The organism is Amycolatopsis sp. NPDC114504, assembly GCF_055633595.1.
Genome location: NZ_JBVKDU010000007.1, coordinates 674,349 through 692,575 on the forward strand (window position 1 = coordinate 674,349; position 18,227 = coordinate 692,575).

Annotated in this window: 16 protein-coding genes; 15 read left to right on the forward strand and 1 reads right to left on the reverse strand. The window is 72.7% G+C overall.

Annotated features, from left to right (window positions below; translation table 11 throughout):
• Window positions 1-68: 68 nt before the first annotated feature.
• A complete protein-coding gene (locus tag ACZ7PG_RS49635) occupies window positions 69-1,157 on the reverse strand; it encodes an AAA family ATPase (RefSeq protein ID WP_470246219.1) in 1,089 nt (362 codons plus the stop codon).
• Between the two features lie 317 nt (window positions 1,158-1,474).
• Here ACZ7PG_RS49635 and ACZ7PG_RS49640 point away from each other — a divergent pair, with 317 nt between their 5' ends.
• The 15 genes from ACZ7PG_RS49640 to murC all read left to right on the forward strand — a co-directional run bounded on the left by ACZ7PG_RS49640 (window position 1,475) and on the right by murC (window position 18,225).
• The gene (locus ACZ7PG_RS49640; protein WP_470246220.1) at window positions 1,475-1,822 is read left to right on the forward strand and encodes a hypothetical protein; all 348 of its coding nucleotides are present in this window, start codon (window positions 1,475-1,477) and stop codon (window positions 1,820-1,822) included.
• On the forward strand, window positions 1,815-2,378 hold the full coding sequence (locus ACZ7PG_RS49645; protein ID WP_470246221.1) for a DUF3558 domain-containing protein: 564 nt from the start codon (window positions 1,815-1,817) through the stop codon (window positions 2,376-2,378). Before ACZ7PG_RS49640 ends, ACZ7PG_RS49645 begins: the two co-directional genes overlap by 8 nt.
• 16 nt (window positions 2,379-2,394) lie before the next feature.
• Window positions 2,395-2,952, forward strand: a complete 558-nt coding sequence (locus ACZ7PG_RS49650) for a PPE domain-containing protein (protein WP_470246222.1) — start codon at window positions 2,395-2,397, stop codon at window positions 2,950-2,952.
• A complete protein-coding gene (locus ACZ7PG_RS49655) occupies window positions 2,949-3,686 on the forward strand; it encodes an ESX secretion-associated protein EspG (RefSeq protein WP_470246223.1) in 738 nt (245 codons plus the stop codon). Before ACZ7PG_RS49650 ends, ACZ7PG_RS49655 begins: the two co-directional genes overlap by 4 nt.
• Window positions 3,687-4,164: 478 nt before the next feature.
• A complete protein-coding gene (gene mraZ / locus ACZ7PG_RS49660) occupies window positions 4,165-4,596 on the forward strand; it encodes a division/cell wall cluster transcriptional repressor MraZ (RefSeq protein ID WP_364382812.1) in 432 nt (143 codons plus the stop codon).
• A gap of 212 nt (window positions 4,597-4,808) precedes the next feature.
• On the forward strand, window positions 4,809-5,762 hold the full coding sequence (rsmH, locus tag ACZ7PG_RS49665) for a 16S rRNA (cytosine(1402)-N(4))-methyltransferase RsmH (RefSeq protein ID WP_470246224.1): 954 nt from the start codon (window positions 4,809-4,811) through the stop codon (window positions 5,760-5,762).
• Window positions 5,759-6,481, forward strand: coding sequence for a cell division protein FtsL (gene ftsL, locus ACZ7PG_RS49670; protein WP_470246225.1), 723 nt, complete (start codon window positions 5,759-5,761; stop codon window positions 6,479-6,481). Before rsmH ends, ftsL begins: the two co-directional genes overlap by 4 nt.
• A complete protein-coding gene (locus ACZ7PG_RS49675; RefSeq protein ID WP_470246226.1) occupies window positions 6,481-8,403 on the forward strand; it encodes a peptidoglycan D,D-transpeptidase FtsI family protein in 1,923 nt (640 codons plus the stop codon). Before ftsL ends, ACZ7PG_RS49675 begins: the two co-directional genes overlap by 1 nt.
• Window positions 8,404-8,639: 236 nt before the next feature.
• On the forward strand, window positions 8,640-10,184 hold the full coding sequence (locus tag ACZ7PG_RS49680) for a UDP-N-acetylmuramoyl-L-alanyl-D-glutamate--2,6-diaminopimelate ligase (RefSeq protein ID WP_470246496.1): 1,545 nt from the start codon (window positions 8,640-8,642) through the stop codon (window positions 10,182-10,184).
• Window positions 10,181-11,683 carry a UDP-N-acetylmuramoyl-tripeptide--D-alanyl-D-alanine ligase gene (locus ACZ7PG_RS49685; RefSeq protein ID WP_470246227.1) on the forward strand — a complete coding sequence of 501 codons (1,503 nt, stop codon included), beginning with the start codon at window positions 10,181-10,183 and terminating at the stop codon, window positions 11,681-11,683. Before ACZ7PG_RS49680 ends, ACZ7PG_RS49685 begins: the two co-directional genes overlap by 4 nt.
• Entirely contained in the window at window positions 11,680-12,762 is a 1,083-nt protein-coding gene (gene mraY / locus ACZ7PG_RS49690) for a phospho-N-acetylmuramoyl-pentapeptide-transferase (RefSeq protein WP_155546014.1), read from the forward strand. The genes ACZ7PG_RS49685 and mraY overlap by 4 nt, the downstream gene beginning before the upstream one ends.
• Before the next feature lie 56 nt (window positions 12,763-12,818).
• A complete protein-coding gene (gene murD / locus ACZ7PG_RS49695; protein WP_470246228.1) occupies window positions 12,819-14,225 on the forward strand; it encodes a UDP-N-acetylmuramoyl-L-alanine--D-glutamate ligase in 1,407 nt (468 codons plus the stop codon).
• Complete coding sequence (gene ftsW, locus ACZ7PG_RS49700) at window positions 14,212-15,714, forward strand: putative lipid II flippase FtsW (RefSeq protein ID WP_470246229.1); 1,503 nt, start codon at window positions 14,212-14,214, stop codon at window positions 15,712-15,714. The genes murD and ftsW overlap by 14 nt, the downstream gene beginning before the upstream one ends.
• Complete coding sequence (gene murG, locus ACZ7PG_RS49705) at window positions 15,711-16,835, forward strand: undecaprenyldiphospho-muramoylpentapeptide beta-N-acetylglucosaminyltransferase (RefSeq protein WP_470246230.1); 1,125 nt, start codon at window positions 15,711-15,713, stop codon at window positions 16,833-16,835. Before ftsW ends, murG begins: the two co-directional genes overlap by 4 nt.
• Window positions 16,828-18,225, forward strand: coding sequence for a UDP-N-acetylmuramate--L-alanine ligase (gene murC, locus ACZ7PG_RS49710; protein WP_470246231.1), 1,398 nt, complete (start codon window positions 16,828-16,830; stop codon window positions 18,223-18,225). Before murG ends, murC begins: the two co-directional genes overlap by 8 nt.
• Window positions 18,226-18,227 lie beyond the last annotated feature (2 nt).

Genomic DNA, 18,227 nt, shown 5'->3' on the forward strand with positions numbered 1-18,227 from the left:
GCCAACCCGACCACAGTCACGGCCGGATGGCTTTTGCGGCGATGGACAAGTTCCGCTCCGGGGCCGGCCTACTTTTGGGTCGGATTGGCACCGGGCCGGGAGCCCTGCGGCACCGGCACCCGGTGCAGCACCGCCCGCACGACGTCGGTCGCCGACCGGCGCGCCGCGTGGGCCTCGGTGGTCAGCACCAGGCGGTGCGCCAGCACCGGCACCGCGACCGTGTGCAGGTCGTCGGGTACGACGTAGTCGCGGCCCGACAGCGCCGCCTGCGCCCGCGCCGCGCGGACGAGGTGCAGCGTCGCGCGCGGGGACGCGCCGAGGCGGATCTCCGGGACCTGGCGGGTGGCCGCGACGACGTCGACGGCGTAGCGCCGGACCTCCGGCGCCATGTGCACGCCGCGGACCGTCTCGATCAGCCGGTGCACGGTCTCGCCGTCGGAAACCGGCTGCAGGTCGTCCATCGGGTTGTGCCCGGCGTGCTCGTCGACCATGGCCAGCTCGGCCTGCTGGTCGGGGTAGCCGATGGAGACCCGCGCGGTGAACCGGTCGCGCTGGGCTTCGGGCAGCGCGTACGTGCCTTCCATCTCGATCGGGTTCTGGGTGGCGATCACCATGAACGGCTCGTCGAGGTGGTACGTCGAGGTGTCGACGGTGACCTGGTGCTCTTCCATGCACTCCAGCAGCGCCGACTGCGTCTTCGGCGAGGCGCGGTTGATCTCGTCGCCGACCACGATGTTCGCGAACACCGGGCCGGGCCGGAACTCGAACCCGCCGCTCTGCCGGTTGTAGATGGAGACGCCGGTGACGTCGCTCGGCAGCAGGTCCGGCGTGAACTGGATGCGGCTGACCGTGCAGTCGATCGACCGGGCGAGGGCCTTCGCCAGCGACGTCTTCCCGACGCCGGGCACGTCCTCGACCAGCAGGTGGCCTTCGGCGAGCAGCGTCACCAGCGCGATCCGGATGACCTCGGGCTTGCCGACCAGCACCCGCTCCACGTTCGCGGCGATCCGCCGCGCGGCCTCGTGCAGTTCGTCCAGCGACACTCTCGCGGGGCGGCCGGCGGCCCGGCCGTTGCCCGTGGACTCCGCCGGGTAAGGCGGCCGCCCGGATGCCTGCTCGCCCGATCCGGGCGTCGCAGACTGGATTCTCGACGTCACTCGACCTCCTGGTGGCGCATGGCCGCGCGCACTGTGCGCACCGCCGGGCCGAACGGCCCCCATCGCTGCTGTCCGCGCGCAGCGACCAGCCTTCCATCCAGTGTGTCAAACCCGGGCGAACCCGGGGGCGGAACCCCGCGAAGCCCGGGGATCACGCCCGGCACGTCGGTTGATGACACTGCGCAAGCAGCGACGATACCCCGAACGGGTGTGTTGTCACCCGATTCTGGGCGCTCCCACTGACGCTCTGCTCTGTTCTATGCTTGTTAGTCAAGGATCGCCCGGCTGTGTCCGCTTTCAGAGAGGCGTAACCGCTCATGAGCGAGGTGCGGGGGCAGACGTACGACGTCCGCGGGTTCGCGGTCGCGCCCGAGCTGGCCACCGACGCCTACGCGAAGCTCGGTGCCCTGCAGGACCTCGTCGGCGAGATGGTCCGCGAGGCCAAGGTGCTCGGCCGGAGCGTCCCCCTCGGCGGCGGGTACGCCGGGGAGATCGGCAAGTTCATGGCGGAGTACGGCATCGGCGGGCGGGGCTCGGCCGTGCAGCAGCTGACGGCGTTCGGCAAGGAGCTCGAGACGCTCAAGCACCGGATCGGCTATGCGCTGGCGAAGTACCAGCACGCCGACGAGCAGGCGGCGGACGGGGTGGACTGCTCGGGTGGCTGACGCGGTGCGGAAGAAGTACGTGGGGACACTCGCCGTCTTGGCCGTGGTGTCGGTCGCCGGGTGCGGGCAGCAGCGAGCCGCCGAGCCGGCCGCCGCCGGGCACACCTCGGCGCAGGCCACCGCCTCGGCCGGGCCGCCGCCCGTCGTCGCGTGGACCGGCCTCGCCGCGATCGACCCCTGCGCGCTGCTCGACCCGCGGGAGCGGTCGGCCGCCGGGGTCAGCGTGCCCGGCAAGCCCAAGGACATCGCCGGCGCCCGCGCGTGCGACTGGACCGTGCCCGGCACCTTCGGCGTCACCGTGACCCTCAGCGAGACCGACGGCCTGGCCGACCTCGAGGTCGCGAAGAAGACCGCCACGAAGACCAAGGTCGGCGCGCACCCGGCGCTGCAGGTGGCGGACAAGAAGGCCGCCGACGGCACCTGCGCCGTGCTGCTCGGGGTGGGCGACTCGGCCAGCGTCCAGATCGACGTCAGCAACACCGGCTTCTCGGACACCCCGCTCGCGTGCCGCCGCGCGGGCACGGTGGCCGGGCTGGTCGAGCCCAAGCTGCCCTGAACCCGAGAGGTGCGTCGTGTCCGAACCCCCGGTGCCGACCGCGAGGTACGAGGCCTACAGCCACGAGGCGATGGCCGCGGAGGTCGAGCGCGGCAACGACCCGGTCGCCGCGGGTGAGGCGGGCGCGCGCTGGGACGCGCTGGCGAAACGGCTGCACGAGTCGACCGCCGACCTCGCCGCGCTGGTCTCCTCTTCACAGGAGAACTGGCGCGGTGACGCCGGGGACGCGGCCCGCGCGGCGCTGGGCCGGGCCGCGCAGTGGCTTTCGCACTCCGCCGCCGTCTCGGCTTCGGTGGGCGGCGCGGTCGGCGCGCAGGCGGACGCGGCGGCGCGGGCCCGCGCGGACATGCCCCCGCCGGTGACCTACGACCCGGCGGCGATGATCCGCGAGGCCGCGTCGTCCGGGAACGTGCTCGTCCTGGCCGGGCTGGCCGACGAGATGGCGGCCCGCCGCGCCGAGGCGGAGGCCGCGCGGCAGAAGGCGATCGACGTCATGCGGACCCGCGACGCGGCCCTGCACGGGCAGGTGCCCGCCGAGACGTTCGCGGACCCGCCCACGCTGGGGCCGGCTTGATCCGCGTTTCCGCGTCGGCGTTCGACATCCTCTGGACCGACCTCGGCCACGACCGCCCGCCGGAGCCGCTGACCGTGCGCAGCGTCGGCGGGACCGAGGAGGAACGCGCCGAGGTGCGGAAGGCGGTGTACGAGAACCTCGCCGAGCGTGGCCTGTACGACGGCACGCTGGCACCGGCGCTGGCCTCGCGCCTGGACCTGCTGGCGGGCGGTGAGGTGTTCGTGGCGTGCGAGGCGCTGGCCGACATGACGGCGCCGACGCCGTTCCGCGCGGTGACGGCGGCCCGCGGCCGGAGCGGGGTGCTGGCGACCCAGCCGGAGCAGACGATCGGCCTGGACTCGATCCGCTCGACCGAGCTCTGCGCGGCGCTCGTCGACGTCCTGCCGGAGCTGACGGCGGGGCCGGGCTACGGCGTCAACCTCGCGGCTTCGGCGCTTTCGGGCGCGGGGCCGGCTTCGGCTTCGGGTCAGTCCGGCCAGTCCGTCCAGCAGCAGGAGGTGCTGGCGATCCAGGCCCGGCCGGTGTTCGCGGCTGGGCAGTTCAGCGTGAGCCGGCGGGCGCCGTCCGGGCGGGTCTCGCGGGTGGGCGGGCTGACGTGGTTCGACACGGACGTCGGGGCCTACTGCGCGACCAAGACCCCGGGACGGGGCGGGGAGGAGTGGGTGAGCGTGACGCCGGTCGACAGCGCACGGCTCGCGTCCCGCGTCGCGGCCCTCCTCACCCCCGAGGACTGAGCCCGCGGGGGCATCACGCGTGTCCAGAGAGGCATCGCGCGTGACTGGAGGGGCATCACGGTGATGCCCGCTGAATCACGGGTGATGCCTGCTGGATCACGGGTGATGCCCGGCTGATCACGCGGGTGGCCCCACCGGGACCCACCTCGTGCCCCCACCGGGCCCCACCCGGGCTCCCCACCCGGCCCCACTTACCCGTCCCTGGGTTCTTTCGCGGCCGTTATGCGGACGCATGGGGTGCAGCTGAGGTTGCTCCGGACCCCGGCACGGGGGATCTTGCCCACCGTCCCCCACCGCACCCCCCACCGACCCCCACCCTGCTGACCTGCGCAAACAAAGCACACGACGGAGTGAGTCGCCGGTTTCACGCGTTGACTGTGGTGAAAAGTGGGGTACGGTGGTGGCCAGTGGGGCGGAAGGGAAGCCCCGTAGCCGCAGTCGGTGGTCCGCCACCGGTCGCGGTAGGGAGGTGGAGGCCGTGTTCCTCGGCACCCACACCCCGAAGCTGGACGACAAGGGGCGGCTCGCGCTGCCCGCGAAGTTCCGCGACGCCTTGGCCGGCGGGCTGATGCTCACCAAGGGGCAGGACCACTGCCTCTTCGTCTTCCCCCGCGCCGAGTTCGAGCAGATGGCGCGCAAGGTCGCCGAGGCCCCGTTCACCAACGAGGCGGTTCGGGCCTACCAGCGCTACCTGTTCGCCGGGACCGACGAGCAACGCCCTGACGGGCAGGGGCGCATCAGCATCGCGCCCGAGCTTCGCCGCTACGCGGGGCTCAGCAAGGACTGCGTGGTGATCGGGGCGATCACCAGGCTCGAGATCTGGGACGCCCAAGCGTGGCAGGGCTACCTGGAAGAACACGAAGACAGCTACGCGAAGGCTCGAGAGGAAGTACTGCCGGGCGTCTTCTAGACGTGCGGTCGCGGTGCACCTTCGTCGTCGGGGGACGAAGAGGTTCGCCGTCCGCGCGGTGGGAGACGCCCACCCGGATGCCGTGAGGCCTCTGTCCGCTCAACAGCCCTGGTGCACCTTCCCCGGTACCAGGTCGGCAGCGGGCGGACAGGGACCTGACGGCATCCGCCATATTTCCCCCGGGCCGCCCAGGCGAGAAAGGGGGAGGGAACATGACGGCACCCGAACACGTCCCGGTGCTGCTCGACCGCATCGTCGAGCTGTTCACTCCCGTGTTCGCCGAGCGCGACGGCGTCCTCGTGGACGCGACCGTCGGCCTCGGCGGCCACTCCGACGCCCTCCTCGACGCCTTCCCGCGGCTGCGCCTCGTCGCGCTGGACCGGGACCCGGCCGCGCTGGAGAAGTCCGCCGAACGCCTGGCCCGCCACGGTGACCGCGTCGACTTCGTGCACACCGTCTACGACGGGCTTCCCGAGGCCCTCGCCGGCCTGAAGATCGCCAAGGCCGACGGCATCCTGTTCGACCTCGGCGTCTCGTCGATGCAGCTGGACCGCACCGAGCGCGGGTTCGCGTACTCGAAGGACGCGCCGCTCGACATGCGGATGGACCCGACCACCGGGTTCACCGCCGCCGACGTCCTCAACACCTACGCGCCCGGCGAGCTGATCCGGATCCTGCGCGACTACGGCGAGGAACGGTTCGCGCAGCGGATCGTCAAAGCCGTCGTGAAAGCGCGCGAGCAGGAGCCGTTCACCATGAGCGGCCGCCTGGTCGAGCTGCTCTACGACGCCGTGCCGGCGGCCAGCAGGCGGACCGGCGGCCACCCGGCCAAGCGCACGTTCCAGGCGCTGCGGATCGAGGTCAACGGCGAGCTGGAGGTGCTCCGCCGGGCCATGCCCGCCGCGCTGGGCGCGCTCGCCATGGGCGGGCGGATCGTCGTCGAGTCCTACCAGTCGCTGGAAGACCGGCCGGTCAAGCAGGCGCTCGCCGAGCTCGCGAAGTCCCGCACCCCGGAGGGGCTTCCGGTCGAGCTGCCGGGACACGGACCGGAGCTGAAGCTCCTGACCCGGGGGGCCGAAAAGGCCGGCGAAGAGGAGATCGACCGGAACCCGCGCGCCGCTTCGGTGCGGTTGCGGGCCGCAGAGAGGATCGGAGAGCCGCGATGACCGCTCCCACGAAGCGCCGGGCCGGTGGGCCCGCGACGCGCAAGCGTGCCGAGCCGGCGCGCGGGACCACCGTCGAAGAGCCGCGGACCACCGAGCCGGGCACGGCCGCGCCGCGCCGCGCGTCGCGGGGCCGCACGTCCGCGGCCGAGCGCGCCTACGCGCGCCGGGCCCAGCGGGCCGACCTGCTCAAGGAGCGCGAGCCGCAGCGTGCGCCGAAGACCGCTGAGGCCGGCGAGCCCAAGGTCCGGCTCAAGCTGCGGCTGCCGAAGTCGCGCGCGTCGTTCGTGCTGCTGATGATGGCGCTGCTGGCCGCCGGCGTGGCCACCACGCTGTGGCTGACGACGCAGGCGATCGCCGACTCCTACCGGCTCGAGCAGCTGCGCACCACCAACTCGAACCTGGCCGAGACGAAGGAACAGCTGCAGCGCGACGTCGCGAAGGCCGAGTCGCCCGCGTCGCTGGCCCCCGCGGCCCAGCAGCTGGGCATGGTGCCGGGCGGCGACCCGGCGCGCATCCTCGTGGGCCCGGACGGGAAGACGTCGCTCGTCGGCGAGCCCAAGAAGGCCAAGGCGGACGCACCGGCGGTGCCGGTCGCGCCGCCGGCCGCGCCCGCCGCGGGCACGCAGTCGGAGCAGGGCGCGCCGATCGAGGGCGACCAGCCCGCCGTGCCCGCCGAAGAACAGCCCGCACCGCCGGCGCAGCCCGGGGGCGGCCAGTGATGGCTTCGAGCCGGGGCCAGGCCCGCGCGCGCACCACCGGGAGCGCGCGGCGGACCTACGCCGCCGGGACGCGCAGCGCGGCCGCGCGCCGGGGCAACGGCGGGAACCGCAGCCGGTTCTCCGCGGTGCGCCTCATCCTGGTCGCGCTGCTGCTCGTCGCCGGCGTGAAACTGGTGCAGGTGCAGTGGTTCGACGCCGCGGCGCTCTCGGCCGCGGCCGAGCGGCAGCGTGCCCAGACCATCGACATCCCGGCCCAGCGCGGGTCCATTGTGGACCGCAGTGGCGCCAAGCTGGCGTTCAGCGTCGAGGTGCGCTCGTTGTCGGTGAACCTCAAGGCGCTGCACAAGAGCATGGACGACTTCGCGGCGAAGAATCCCGGCACGAAGAAGACCTTCGACGCCGAGACCGCCGCCGCCGCGAAGTACATCGCCGCCAAGGTGCCGGGCCAGCTGACCGAGCAGCAGCTGCTGGACCTGTTCCACAAGCAGGCGTCCTTCACCTACCTCGAGCACAACGTCGAGCCGTCGGTCGCCGCCGACATCGTCAAGAACTTCGCGTGGATCGGCCTCGAGAAGCGCGCCCTGCGCGAGTACCCGGGCGGGAGCCTGGCCTCGAACATCGTCGGCGCCGCGAACTGGCGCTCCGACGACCCGGACGTGTCCAAGCACAACCTGCACGGCCTGGTCGGGCTGGAGCTGCTGCGCGACAACGACCTGGCGGGAACGCCGGGCCGGATGCTGGTCAACACCAAGAACGGCAGCGACAACGTCGTCATCCCGGGCACCGAGCGCGACCTGCAGGCCGCGGTCCCCGGGTCGGACCTCGAGCTGACCATCGACTCCGACCTGCAGTACGAGGTGCAGCGCCAGCTGACGGACTACGTCCAGCAGTCGCACGCCAAGGGCGGGCAGGCGGTGGTCATGGACGTCAAGACCGGCGAGGTCTACGCGCTGGCCAACGACAAGACGTTCGACCCCAACGACCAGTCGAGCTGGACCAACGACGGCCTCGCCAACCCCGCGGTGACCACGCCGTTCGAACCGGGCTCGGTCAACAAGATCGTCACCGCCACCGGGGCGATCGACTACGGCATCGCGACCCCGGAGTCGACCATCCAGGTGCCCGGCCAGCTGCAGGTCGCCAACAAGACCGTGCACGACGCCTGGACGCACGGGACGCAGACGTTCACCACCGCCGGGATCTTCGCCAAGTCCTCCAACATCGGCACGCTGCTGCTGGCGCAGAAGATCGGCGAGGACCGCTACGTCGAGCTGCTCAAGAAGTTCGGCCTCGGCCAGCGCACCGGCGTCGGCCTGCCCGGGGAGAGCGCGGGCCTGGTGCCGCCGCGCAGCCAGTGGTCGGCGACCACCTTCGGCAACCTGCCGATCGGGCAGGGCCTGTCGATGACCGTGCTGCAGATGGCCGGGCTGTACCAGGCGATCGCGAACGACGGCCTGCGCGTCGAACCCCGGATCGTCAAGGCGAAGGTGAACCCGGACGGGACTACCGTGCCGGAGCCCGCGCCGAAGCAGGTCCAGGTGGTGAGCCCGCAGACGGCGAAGACGGTGCGCGACATGATGCGCGCGGTCGTGCAGAACGGCAAGGGCCTGCAGAAGGGCACCGCGCCGACGGCGGCGGTCGAGGGCTACCAGATCTCCGGCAAGACCGGCACCGGCCAGCAGATCGACCCGCGGAACAAGGGCTACAGCGACCACCTGTACAACATCACCTTCGCCGGCATCCTGCCCGCCGACCACCCCCGGTTCGTCGTCGGGATCCGGCTGGACGCGCCCGACACGACGCTGCCGGTGGGACACTCCGCCGCGCCGCTGTTCCACAGCATCGCGTCGTACCTGACGCAGCGGTACCAGATCCCGCTGTCGGACGGCCCGTCGCCGGAGGTCCCGCTCATCGTGCCGTGAGCACGATCCGTTAAAGCCCCCTCACCCGGGTGAGGGGGCTTTGCCGTGTCCAGCGTCCACATCGGTCCGAAGCGCCGGAGAAAGCGTTGCGGCGCAACGGGGTGGACGGCGCCGCCTAGCACATCTGCCTCAGCCGCGCGCAATCGCCGTACCGCGTGCGGGCCCCCCGGACGCCCGCCGGTAGCCTCTTGGCCGTGTCCGTGTCCTCGTCCAGTTCCCAGGTGCCGGAAAGCCCGGTGAAAGCGGTCCCCGCGCCGCCGCGCCCGGCGCGCATCGACCCGGTCCCGCTGGCGACGCTGCTCGCCAGGGCGGACGCGCGGCTGATCGCCGACCGTCCCGACGCCGCCGAGCTCACCGTCACCGGTACCACCCTGCGCGCCCAGCACGTGCTGCCCGGCGACCTGTTCGCCGCCCTGCCCGGTGCCCGGGCCCACGGTGCCGACTTCAGCGACCAGGCGATCGCCGCGGGCGCCGTCGCGGTGCTCACCGACGCCGACGGGGCCGAGCGCCCCGCGCTGCGCGACGCCGGCGTCCCGATCCTCGTCCACGCCGACCCGCGCGCCGCCCTCGGCGAGATCGCCGCCTGGATCTACGGGGAGCCGTCGCTGCGGCTGGCCGTCCTCGGCGTCACCGGGACTTCGGGCAAGACCACGACGTCCTACCTGGTCGACGCCGGTCTGCAGGCGGCCGGCCTGACCACCGGCCTGATCGGCACGGTCGAGACCCGGATCGCCGGCGAACGCCTGGTCAGCGGGTTCACCACGCCGGAGGCGCCGGACCTGCAGGCCCTGCTCGCGGTGATGCTGGAGCGCGGCGTCACGCACGTGCCGATGGAGGTCTCCAGCCACGCGCTCGCGCTGGGCCGCGCCAACGGCACCCGGTTCGCCGTCGGCGCGTTCACCAACCTCTCCCAGGACCACCTGGACTTCCACAAGGACATGCAGGAGTACTTCGCCGCGAAGTCGCTGCTGTTCGACGGCCGCTCGACCACCGAGGTCGTCGTGGTCGACAGCGCGTGGGGCCAGGCGCTGCTCACGCCGCAGACCGTCACGGTGACCACGGACCCGGGCACCGACGCGGCGTGGAAGGCCACCGACCTGCAGGCCACCCCGCACGGCGAGCAGACGTTCACCCTGCACGGCCCGGACGGCCTCAGCGCACCCGCGCGGATCCCGCTGCCCGGCGAGTTCAACGTCGCCAACGCCGTGCTCGCGGCGGCGATCCTGAGCACCGCCGGGGTGAGCCTGGAGCACATCGTCGCCGGGCTCGCCCAGGTGCAGGTGCCGGGCCGGATGGAACGGGTCCACGTCGGCCAGGAGTTCACCGCCGTCGTCGACTACGCCCACAAGCCGGCCGCGGTCTCGCAGGGCCTGGACGCGCTGCGGGCCCGCGCCGAGGGCCGGATCATCACCGTGCTCGGCTGCGGCGGCGACCGCGACACCGCCAAGCGCCCGATGATGGGCGAGGCGGCGGCCCGCCGCAGCGATGTCCTGATCGTCACCGACGACAACCCGCGTTCCGAAGACCCCGCGGCGATCCGCGCCGCGATGCTCGCCGGCGCCCGCGCCGTCGGGCCCGCCGAGGGCGGCGAGGTCGTCGAAATCGGCGACCGCCGCCAGGCCATCGAGCACGCCGTCGCGCTCGCCGAGCCCGGCGACATCGTCTTCCTCGCCGGCAAGGGGCACGAGTCCGGCCAGGAGGCCGGCGGCGTCGTGCACCCGTTCTCCGACCGCGACGAGCTGGCCGCGGCCATCCGCAACAAACTCGAGGTGAGTGTGTGATCGTGCTCAGCCTGGCCGAGATCGCCGACGTCGTCGGCGGCCGGCTGCACCGCGCCGACCCGGGCGCGCAGGTGACCGGCAGCGTGGAGTTCGACACCCGGCAGCTCACGCCCGGCAGCCTGTTCGTCGCCCTGCCGGGGGAGAAGGTCGACGGCCACGACTTCGCCGCGCAGGCCGTCGAGGCCGGCGCCGTGGCCGTGCTGGCCGCCCGCGAGGTCGACGCGCCCGCGATCGTCGTCCCGCCGCTGGCGCCGGGCGAGGCCCACGAACGGTCGGTCGCGCTGACCGGCGACAAGGACGGCTCCGGGGCGGCCGTGCTCGCGGCGCTCGCCAAGCTCGCCCGGTTCGTCGTGCAGCGCCTGGCCGAGGGTAACCTGACCGTCGTCGGCGTCACCGGCTCGTCCGGCAAGACGTCGACGAAGGACGTCATCGCGCAGCTGCTCGAGCCGCTCGGCCCGACGGTCGCGCCGCCCGGGTCGTTCAACAACGAGCTCGGCCACCCCTGGACGGCGCTGCGGGCCGACGCGGAGACCCGGCACCTGGTGCTGGAGCTGTCCGCGCGCGGGCCGGGGCACATCGCCCACCTCGCCGAGATCGCGCCGCCGAAGATCGGCGTGGTGCTCAACGTCGGGACCGCGCACGTCGGCGAGTTCGGGTCGCGCGACGGCATCGCGAAGACCAAGGGCGAGCTGGTCGAGGCCCTGCCGGAAGACGGCGTCGCGATCCTCAACCTCGACGACCCGCTGGTCGCGGCCATGGCGAGCCGCACGAAGGCCCGCGTCGTGTTCGTCGGCGAAAGCGCCTCGGCGCAGGTCCGCGCGGAGGGCATCACCCTCGACGACGAGGCCCGCGCCTCCTTCCGGCTGGTCACCCCGGCCGGCGAGGCCGACGTGAAGCTGCCGCTGCACGGCGAGCACCACGTCGGCAACGCGCTGTCCGCCGCGGCGGTCGCGCTGGAGCTGGGTGCGACGCCGGCGGAGATCGCCACGCGGCTGTCGAGCCTCGAACGCCGGTCCGCACGGCGCATGGAGGTCGTCACCCGCGAAGACGGCGTGACGATCCTCAACGACTCCTTCAACGCCAACCCCGAGTCGATGCGGGCCGGCCTGAAGGCCCTCGCGGCGATGACGCGGGACAGCGGCCGCCGGTCCTGGGCCGTGCTCGGCGTGATGGGCGAGCTCGGCGCGGACGCCGTCAACGCCCACGACGAGATCGGCAGGCTGGTCGTCCGGCTCAACATCGCCAAGCTCGTCGTGATCGGCCCCGAGGCGGCGGCCATGCACCAGGGCGCGCACCAGGAGGGCTCCTGGGGCGAGGAATCGGCTCTGGTACCCGACGTGAGTGCCGCGATCGCCCTGCTGCATGATCAGCTCCGTCCCGGGGACGTCGTGCTGGTCAAGGCCTCCAAGGCCGCCGGTCTCTGGCGGGTCGCCGAAGCCCTGCTCGAACCCCGGGAAACCGACAACTCCGAGAATCGCTCGAACGGTGGTGACGCGTGATCAGCATCCTGATCGCGGCCGGGGCGGGCCTGCTGATCTCCATCCTGCTCACGCCCTACCTCATCCGGGTGTTCTCCCGGCAGGGCTTCGGCCAGGAGATCCGTGAGGAAGGCCCGCAGGGACACAAGTCGAAGCGCGGTACGCCGACGATGGGTGGCGTCGCGATCATCATCGCGATGGTCGTCGGGTACTTCGCCGCGCACTTGATCAACTGGATGTTCAACTCCCGCAGCGGCGCGCCGACGGCCTCCGGGCTGCTCGTGCTGATGCTCGCGGTGGGCCTCGGGATCGTCGGGTTCCTCGACGACTTCATCAAGATCCGCAAGCAGCGCAACCTGGGGCTGAACAAGACGGCGAAGCTGGTCGGCCAGCTGGTCGTCACCATCGCCTTCGCGGTGCTGGCGCTGAACTTCGCGGACTCGCGCGGCATCACGCCGGCGTCGGAGAGCCTCTCCTACGTCCGCGACCTCGCGCTGATCACCTTCCCGTCGGTGATCTTCGTGATCTTCTGCTACATCGTGATCTCCGGCTGGTCGAACGCGGTGAACTTCACCGACGGGCTCGACGGCCTGGCCGGCGGCTCGGCGGCGATGGTGCTGGCGACCTACGTCGTCATCGCGTTCTGGCAGGAGCGGCTGAACTGCGCCAACGGCCCGGCGCCGGCCTGCTACGACGTCCGCGACCCGCTCGACCTGGCGGTGGTCGCCGCCGCGGCCGCCGGCGCCTGCGTCGGGTTCCTGTGGTGGAACGCGGCCCCGGCGAAGATCTTCATGGGCGACACCGGCTCGCTGGCCCTCGGCGGCCTGGTCGCCGGCCTGTCCATGACCACCCGCACCGAGCTGCTCGCCATCGTCATCGGCGGCCTGTTCATGGTCGAGATGATCTCGGTGGTCGCGCAGATCGCGGTGTTCCGGACGACGCGGCGAAGGCTGTTCCGGATGGCGCCGTTCCACCACCACTTCGAGCTCGCCGGGTGGGCGGAAACCACGGTCATCATCCGGTTCTGGCTGCTCTCGGCGATCTGCTGCATGTTCGGCCTCGGCCTGTTCTACAGCGAGCAGCTGGGCTTCGGGGGGTAGAACCAGTGGCGCGAAGCGTCTCCGTTGAGGGCGGTGGCGGGGAGGAAGGTCGGAACGTGGACATCGCCGGTCGTCACGTTCTCGTCGCCGGTGCGGGGGTCACCGGGAAGTCGATCGTGCCCGTGCTCACCGAGCTGGGCGCTCGCGTGACCGTCACCGACGGCAACGCCGAGCGCCTGGCCGAGCTGGACGGCCTCGGCGCCGAGCTGGTGCCCGGGCTGACCGAGCCGCCCGCCGACGTCGTCCTCGTCGTCACCAGCCCCGGCTGGCGGCCGACGTCGCCGCTGCTGGTGGCCGCCGCCGAAGCCGGTGTCGAGGTGATCGGCGACGTCGAGCTGGCCTGGCGCGTCGGGCAGCTGCGCGAGCACCCGCCGTCGTGGTTGGTCGTCACCGGCACCAACGGCAAGACGACCACCGTGGGCATGCTCGAGTCGATCCTCAAGTCGGCCGGCAGCAACGCCGTGGCCTGCGGGAACATCGGCTACGCGGCGCTGGACGCGGTGCGCGCGGGCTACGACGTGCTGGCCGTGGAGCTGTCCAGCTTCCAGCTGCACTGGTCCTCGACGCTGGCCCCGGACGCGGCCGTGGTGCTCAACCTGGCCGAGGACCACATCGACTGGCACGGCTCGATGGACTCCTACGCCGCCGCCAAGGGGCGCGTGTACGCGCGCGCCAAGGTCGCCGTGCACAACGCCGACGACGAGTGGTCCACGCGGATCGCGCAGGAGCACGCGCCCGAGAGCGCCCGCCGCGTCGGCTTCCGGCTGGACACCCCGGCCGCCGAAGAGCTGGGCCTGGTCGAGGACCTGCTGGTCGACCGCGCTTTCGTCGCAGACTCGGCGAACAGCGCCGAGGAGCTCGCGACCCTCGCCGACGTCCGCCCGCCCGGCCCGCACAACGTCTCCAACGCCCTCGCCGCGGCCTCGCTGGCCCGCGCCCACGGCGTCCCGCCGGAGGCCGTGCTGAAGGGGCTGCGCGAATACCAGCCGGCCCCGCACCGGGCCGTCGAGGTGGCCGAGGTCGCCGGGGTCCGGTACGTCAACGACTCGAAGGCGACCAACCCGCACGCCGCCGCCGGGTCGCTGCGCGCGCACGAGAGCATCGTCTGGATCGCCGGTGGCCAGCTCAAGGGCGCTTCCGTCGAAGAACTGGTGAGCAGCATCGCGGGCCGGTTGCGCGGAGTCGTGCTACTCGGGGTCGATTCACCCGTGATCGCCGCCGCGGTCGCGCGACACGCGCCCGATGTCCCGGTGAACAGCCTCCGTCCGGGTGACCATGAACCCATGACTGCGGCGGTGAGTGCGGCCAGCGCGATGGCCCGGCCTGGTGACGTGGTGCTGCTCGCACCCGCCGCGGCGTCGTTGGACATGTTCCGCAACTACGGCGAGCGCGGCGACGCGTTCGCCGCGGCGGTGCACGTCCTCCGCGACGACGCAGCGGGGGAGCCGAGTGACGGCCGTTGAGCCCAAGCCCAAGACACCGCCGAAGCGCCCGCGCCGTGAGCGCAAGGAGAGCGGCTTCGTCGCGTTCCGGACCGCGCTGACCGCGTGGCTCTCGCGCCCGCTGGCGTCGTTCCACCTCGTGCTCGCGCTGACCGGCGTGCTCACCGTCATCGGCATCGTCATGGTGCTCTCGGCGTCGTCGGTCGGCTCGTACAACCCGAAGACCGGCAGCGGCGTGTACGCGCTGTTCACCAAGCACCTGGTGTTCGTCGCGCTCGGCGGCGTGGTGTTCTGGCTGGGCATGCGGGTCAAGCTGGAGCGGATCCGGCGGATGTCGGCCACCGCGACGGTGATCTGCCTGGGCCTGCTGGTGCTGGTCCTGACCCCGCTGGGGTCGACGGTCAACGGCTCGCAGGGCTGGTTCCGCCTCGGCGACTTCACCTTCCAGCCGGTCGAGGCCGCGAAGGTCGCGCTGGCGTTCTGGGGCGCGCACATCCTGGTGATCAAGTACAACGTGATCCACCAGTGGCGGCACCTGCTGGTGCCCGTGGTGCCGATCGCGCTGCTGATGTTCGCCCTGGTCATGCTGCAGCCCGACCTCGGCGGCACGGTCACCCTCGCCGTCGTCCTGCTGGCGCTGCTGTGGTTCGCCGGCGCCCCGAAACGGCTGTTCGGCGTGATCCTCGCGGGCGGCCTGGCCGGCGTGCTCGTGCTCGCTCTCATCGCGCCCTACCGGCTCGCCCGCGTCATGTCGTTCCTCTCGCCGGACGCCGACACCAGCGCCGAGGGCTTCCAGGCGAACCAGGCCAAGCTGGCGCTCGCCGACGGCGGGCTGCTCGGCAAGGGCCTCGGCCAGGGCGCGGCCAGCTGGAACTACCTGCCGAACGTGCAGAACGACTTCATCTTCGCCCTGATCGGCGAGGAGCTCGGGCTGATCGGGTGCGTCGTCGTGCTCGCCCTGTTCGCCGCGGTCGCCGTCGTCGGCCTGCGGATCGCCACCCGCAACATCGACCCGTGGATCCGGATCGTGTCCGGCACGCTCACCGTGTTCCTCGTGGCGCAGGCCGGCATCAACATCGGCTACGTCGTCGGCCTGCTGCCGGTCACCGGCGTCACGCTGCCGCTGATCTCCTACGGCGGCACCTCGCTGGTGATCACCATGCTCATCATGGGGGTGCTCGCGAACGCCGCCCGGCACGAACCGGAGGCGGTGGCCGCGCTGCGCACACAGGGGCCGGGTAAATTCGGACGCCTGCTGCGGCTGCCCGCGCCCGATCCGTACCGCCCGCCCGCCACCCGCAAGGGGGCGGCGCGCACCGGGGCGAAGGCGGCCAGGCCCGCGCCCCGTGCGGCGCGGCCCGCCCCGGCGCAGGAACGACGCAGGTCGGTCCGCGAACCGGTGCGCCGCAGCGCGGCACGGACGAGCACGGCCACGTCTCGCGGCGGGGCCGCGCGGACAACAGCGAGCCGTGGTACCCGGAGTACCGCGAACCGGAGAGGTCATTGGTGAGTAAGCCCGTCAAGGGAACCGAGCGGTCCGCCACGGGCAAAGGGCCTGTGGTCGTGGTCGCCGGTGGTGGCACCGCAGGACACATCGAACCCGCCCTCGCCCTGGCCGACGCCGTCAAGCGGCTGCGCCCGGACGCGACGGTGATCGCCCTCGGGACCGAGCGCGGCCTGGAGAACAAGCTGGTCCCGGCCCGCGGGTACGACCTGGAGCTGATCCCGCCGGTCCCGCTGCCGCGCAAGCCGACCCCGGAGCTGCTGCGGCTGCCGCTGAAGGTCCGCGACTCGGTCCGCAAGACCCGCGAGGTGCTGGAGCGGGTCGGCGCGGACGTCGTCGTCGGCTTCGGCGGCTACGTCGCCCTGCCCGCCTACCTGGCCGCGCGCGGGCGCGTCCCGATCGTCGTGCACGAGGCCAACAAGTCGGCGGGCCTGGCCAACAAGGTCGGTGCGCGGTTCGCCGCCCGCGTCGCCGTCGCCGTCCCGGGGACGTCACTGCCGAAGGCCGAGGTCGTCGGGATCCCGCTGCGGCGGTCGATCACCTCGCTGGACCGGGCAGCGCTGCGAGCCGAGGCCCGCGCCCACTTCGGCCTGGACCCGGACGCCCCGACGCTGCTGGTGTTCGGCGGTTCGCAGGGCGCGCAGTCGATCAACGCCGCGGTGTCCGGCGCGGCCAAGGACCTGGCGGACGCCGGGGTCGGCGTGCTGCACGCGCACGGCCCGAAGAACACCCTGGTCGTGCAGGAGTTCCCGGGCAAGCCGGCGTACGTGCCGGTGCCGTACCTGGAGCGGATGGACCTGGCCTACGCGGCCGCAGACGTCACGATCTGCCGCTCGGGCGCGATGACCGTCGCCGAGGTGACCTCGGTCGGGCTGCCCGCGGTGTTCGTCCCGCTGCCGATCGGCAACGGCGAGCAGGCCTCCAACGGACGGCCCGCCGTCGACGCCGGGGCCGCGCTGATGATCGCCGACGCCGACCTGAGCCCGGCCAAGGTCGCCGAGCTGGTCGTCCCGCTGGTCACCGACGCCGACCGCGTCGCGAAGATGAGCGCGGCGGCGGCCGGCATGGGCCACCGCGAGGCCGACGAGACCCTCGCCCGCATCGTCTTGGAGGCCGCTGGTGCCTGAACTGCCTGAAGAGCTGCGCCGGGCGCACCTGATCGGGATCGGCGGTGCCGGCATGTCCGGCATCGCGCGGATCCTGCTGGCCCGCGGCGCTTTCGTGTCGGGCTCGGACGCGAAGGAGTCGCGCGCGCTGCTGTCGCTGCGGGCCCAGGGCGCCGAGCTGTTCGTCGGCCAGGCCGCCGCGAACCTGACCGCGCTCGCCGAGCCGCCGTCGTCGGTGGTCGTCTCGACGGCCATCAAGGAGACCAACCCCGAGCTGGCCGCGGCGCGCGCCGCGGGGATCCCGGTGCTGCACCGGGCCCAGGCGCTGGCCGGGCTGATGGAGGGCCACCGCGTCGCCTGCATCGCGGGCACGCACGGCAAGACGTCGACGACGTCGATGCTCACCGTGGCGTTGCAACACTGCCGGCTCGACCCGTCGTTCGCCATCGGCGGCGACCTCAACGAGTCCGGGGCCAACGCCCACCACGGCGAGGGCGGCATCTTCGTCGCCGAGGCCGACGAGAGCGACGGCTCGTTCCTGGCCTACTCGCCGTCGGTCGCGGTCGTGACGAACGTCGAGCCGGACCACCTGGACCACCACGGCACCGCCGAGGCCTACACGAAGGTGTTCACCGAGTTCGTCGACCGGCTCGACCCGGACGGGCTGCTGATCGTCTGCGCCGACGACGAAGGGGCCGACGCGCTGGGCGACGCCGCCGAGAAGCGCGGTGTCCGCGTGCAGCGGTACGGCCACTGGGTCAGCGGGCCGGACGACGCCAAGGTCATGTCCTACGAGCCGCAGCCCGACGGCGGGGTCGTGCGGATCTCGTTGAAGACCAAGCTGATCGACGTGAAGGTCGCGGTGCCGGGCGACCACATGGCGAACAACGCGCTCGCGGCCCTGCTGGCCGGGATCGAGCTCGGTGCGCCCGTCGAAGGTCTGGTCGAGGGGCTCGCGGTGTTCGGCGGCGTGCGGCGGCGGTTCGAGTTCAAGGGCCGCGCCGGCGACGTCCGCGTCTACGACGACTACGCCCACCACCCGACCGAGGTGTCCGCGCAGCTGCGCGCGGTCCGGACGGCGGCCGGGACCGGGCGGGTGATCGTGGTGTTCCAGCCGCACCTGTACTCGCGGACCAAGACGTTCTCGGCGGAGTTCGCCGAGGCGCTGTCGCAGGCCGACGAGGTCGTCGTGCTGGACGTCTACGGCGCGCGCGAGGAGCCCGAGCCCGGGGTCACCGGCGCGCTGATCGCGGACCGGGTGACGGCGACGGTGCACTACGAGCCGGCGTTCGACGTCGCCGCGCCGCTGGTGGCCGGGCTGGCGAAGCCCGGCGACCTCGTGGTCACCATGGGCGCCGGGGACGTGACGCAGCTGGGCCCGGAGATCCTCGCCGAGCTGGACAAGCGCTGAGC

Bases quoted from the DNA above. Each gene is read 5' to 3' on its own strand.
- ACZ7PG_RS49640 (WP_470246220.1), top strand. From the start codon at position 1,475: ATGAGCGAGGTGCGGGGGCAGACGTACGACGTCCGCGGGTTCGCGGTC.
- rsmH (WP_470246224.1), top strand. From the start codon at position 4,809: ATGACGGCACCCGAACACGTCCCGGTGCTGCTCGACCGCATCGTCGAG.
- ftsL (WP_470246225.1), top strand. From the start codon at position 5,759: ATGACCGCTCCCACGAAGCGCCGGGCCGGTGGGCCCGCGACGCGCAAG.
- ACZ7PG_RS49675 (WP_470246226.1), top strand. From the start codon at position 6,481: ATGGCTTCGAGCCGGGGCCAGGCCCGCGCGCGCACCACCGGGAGCGCG.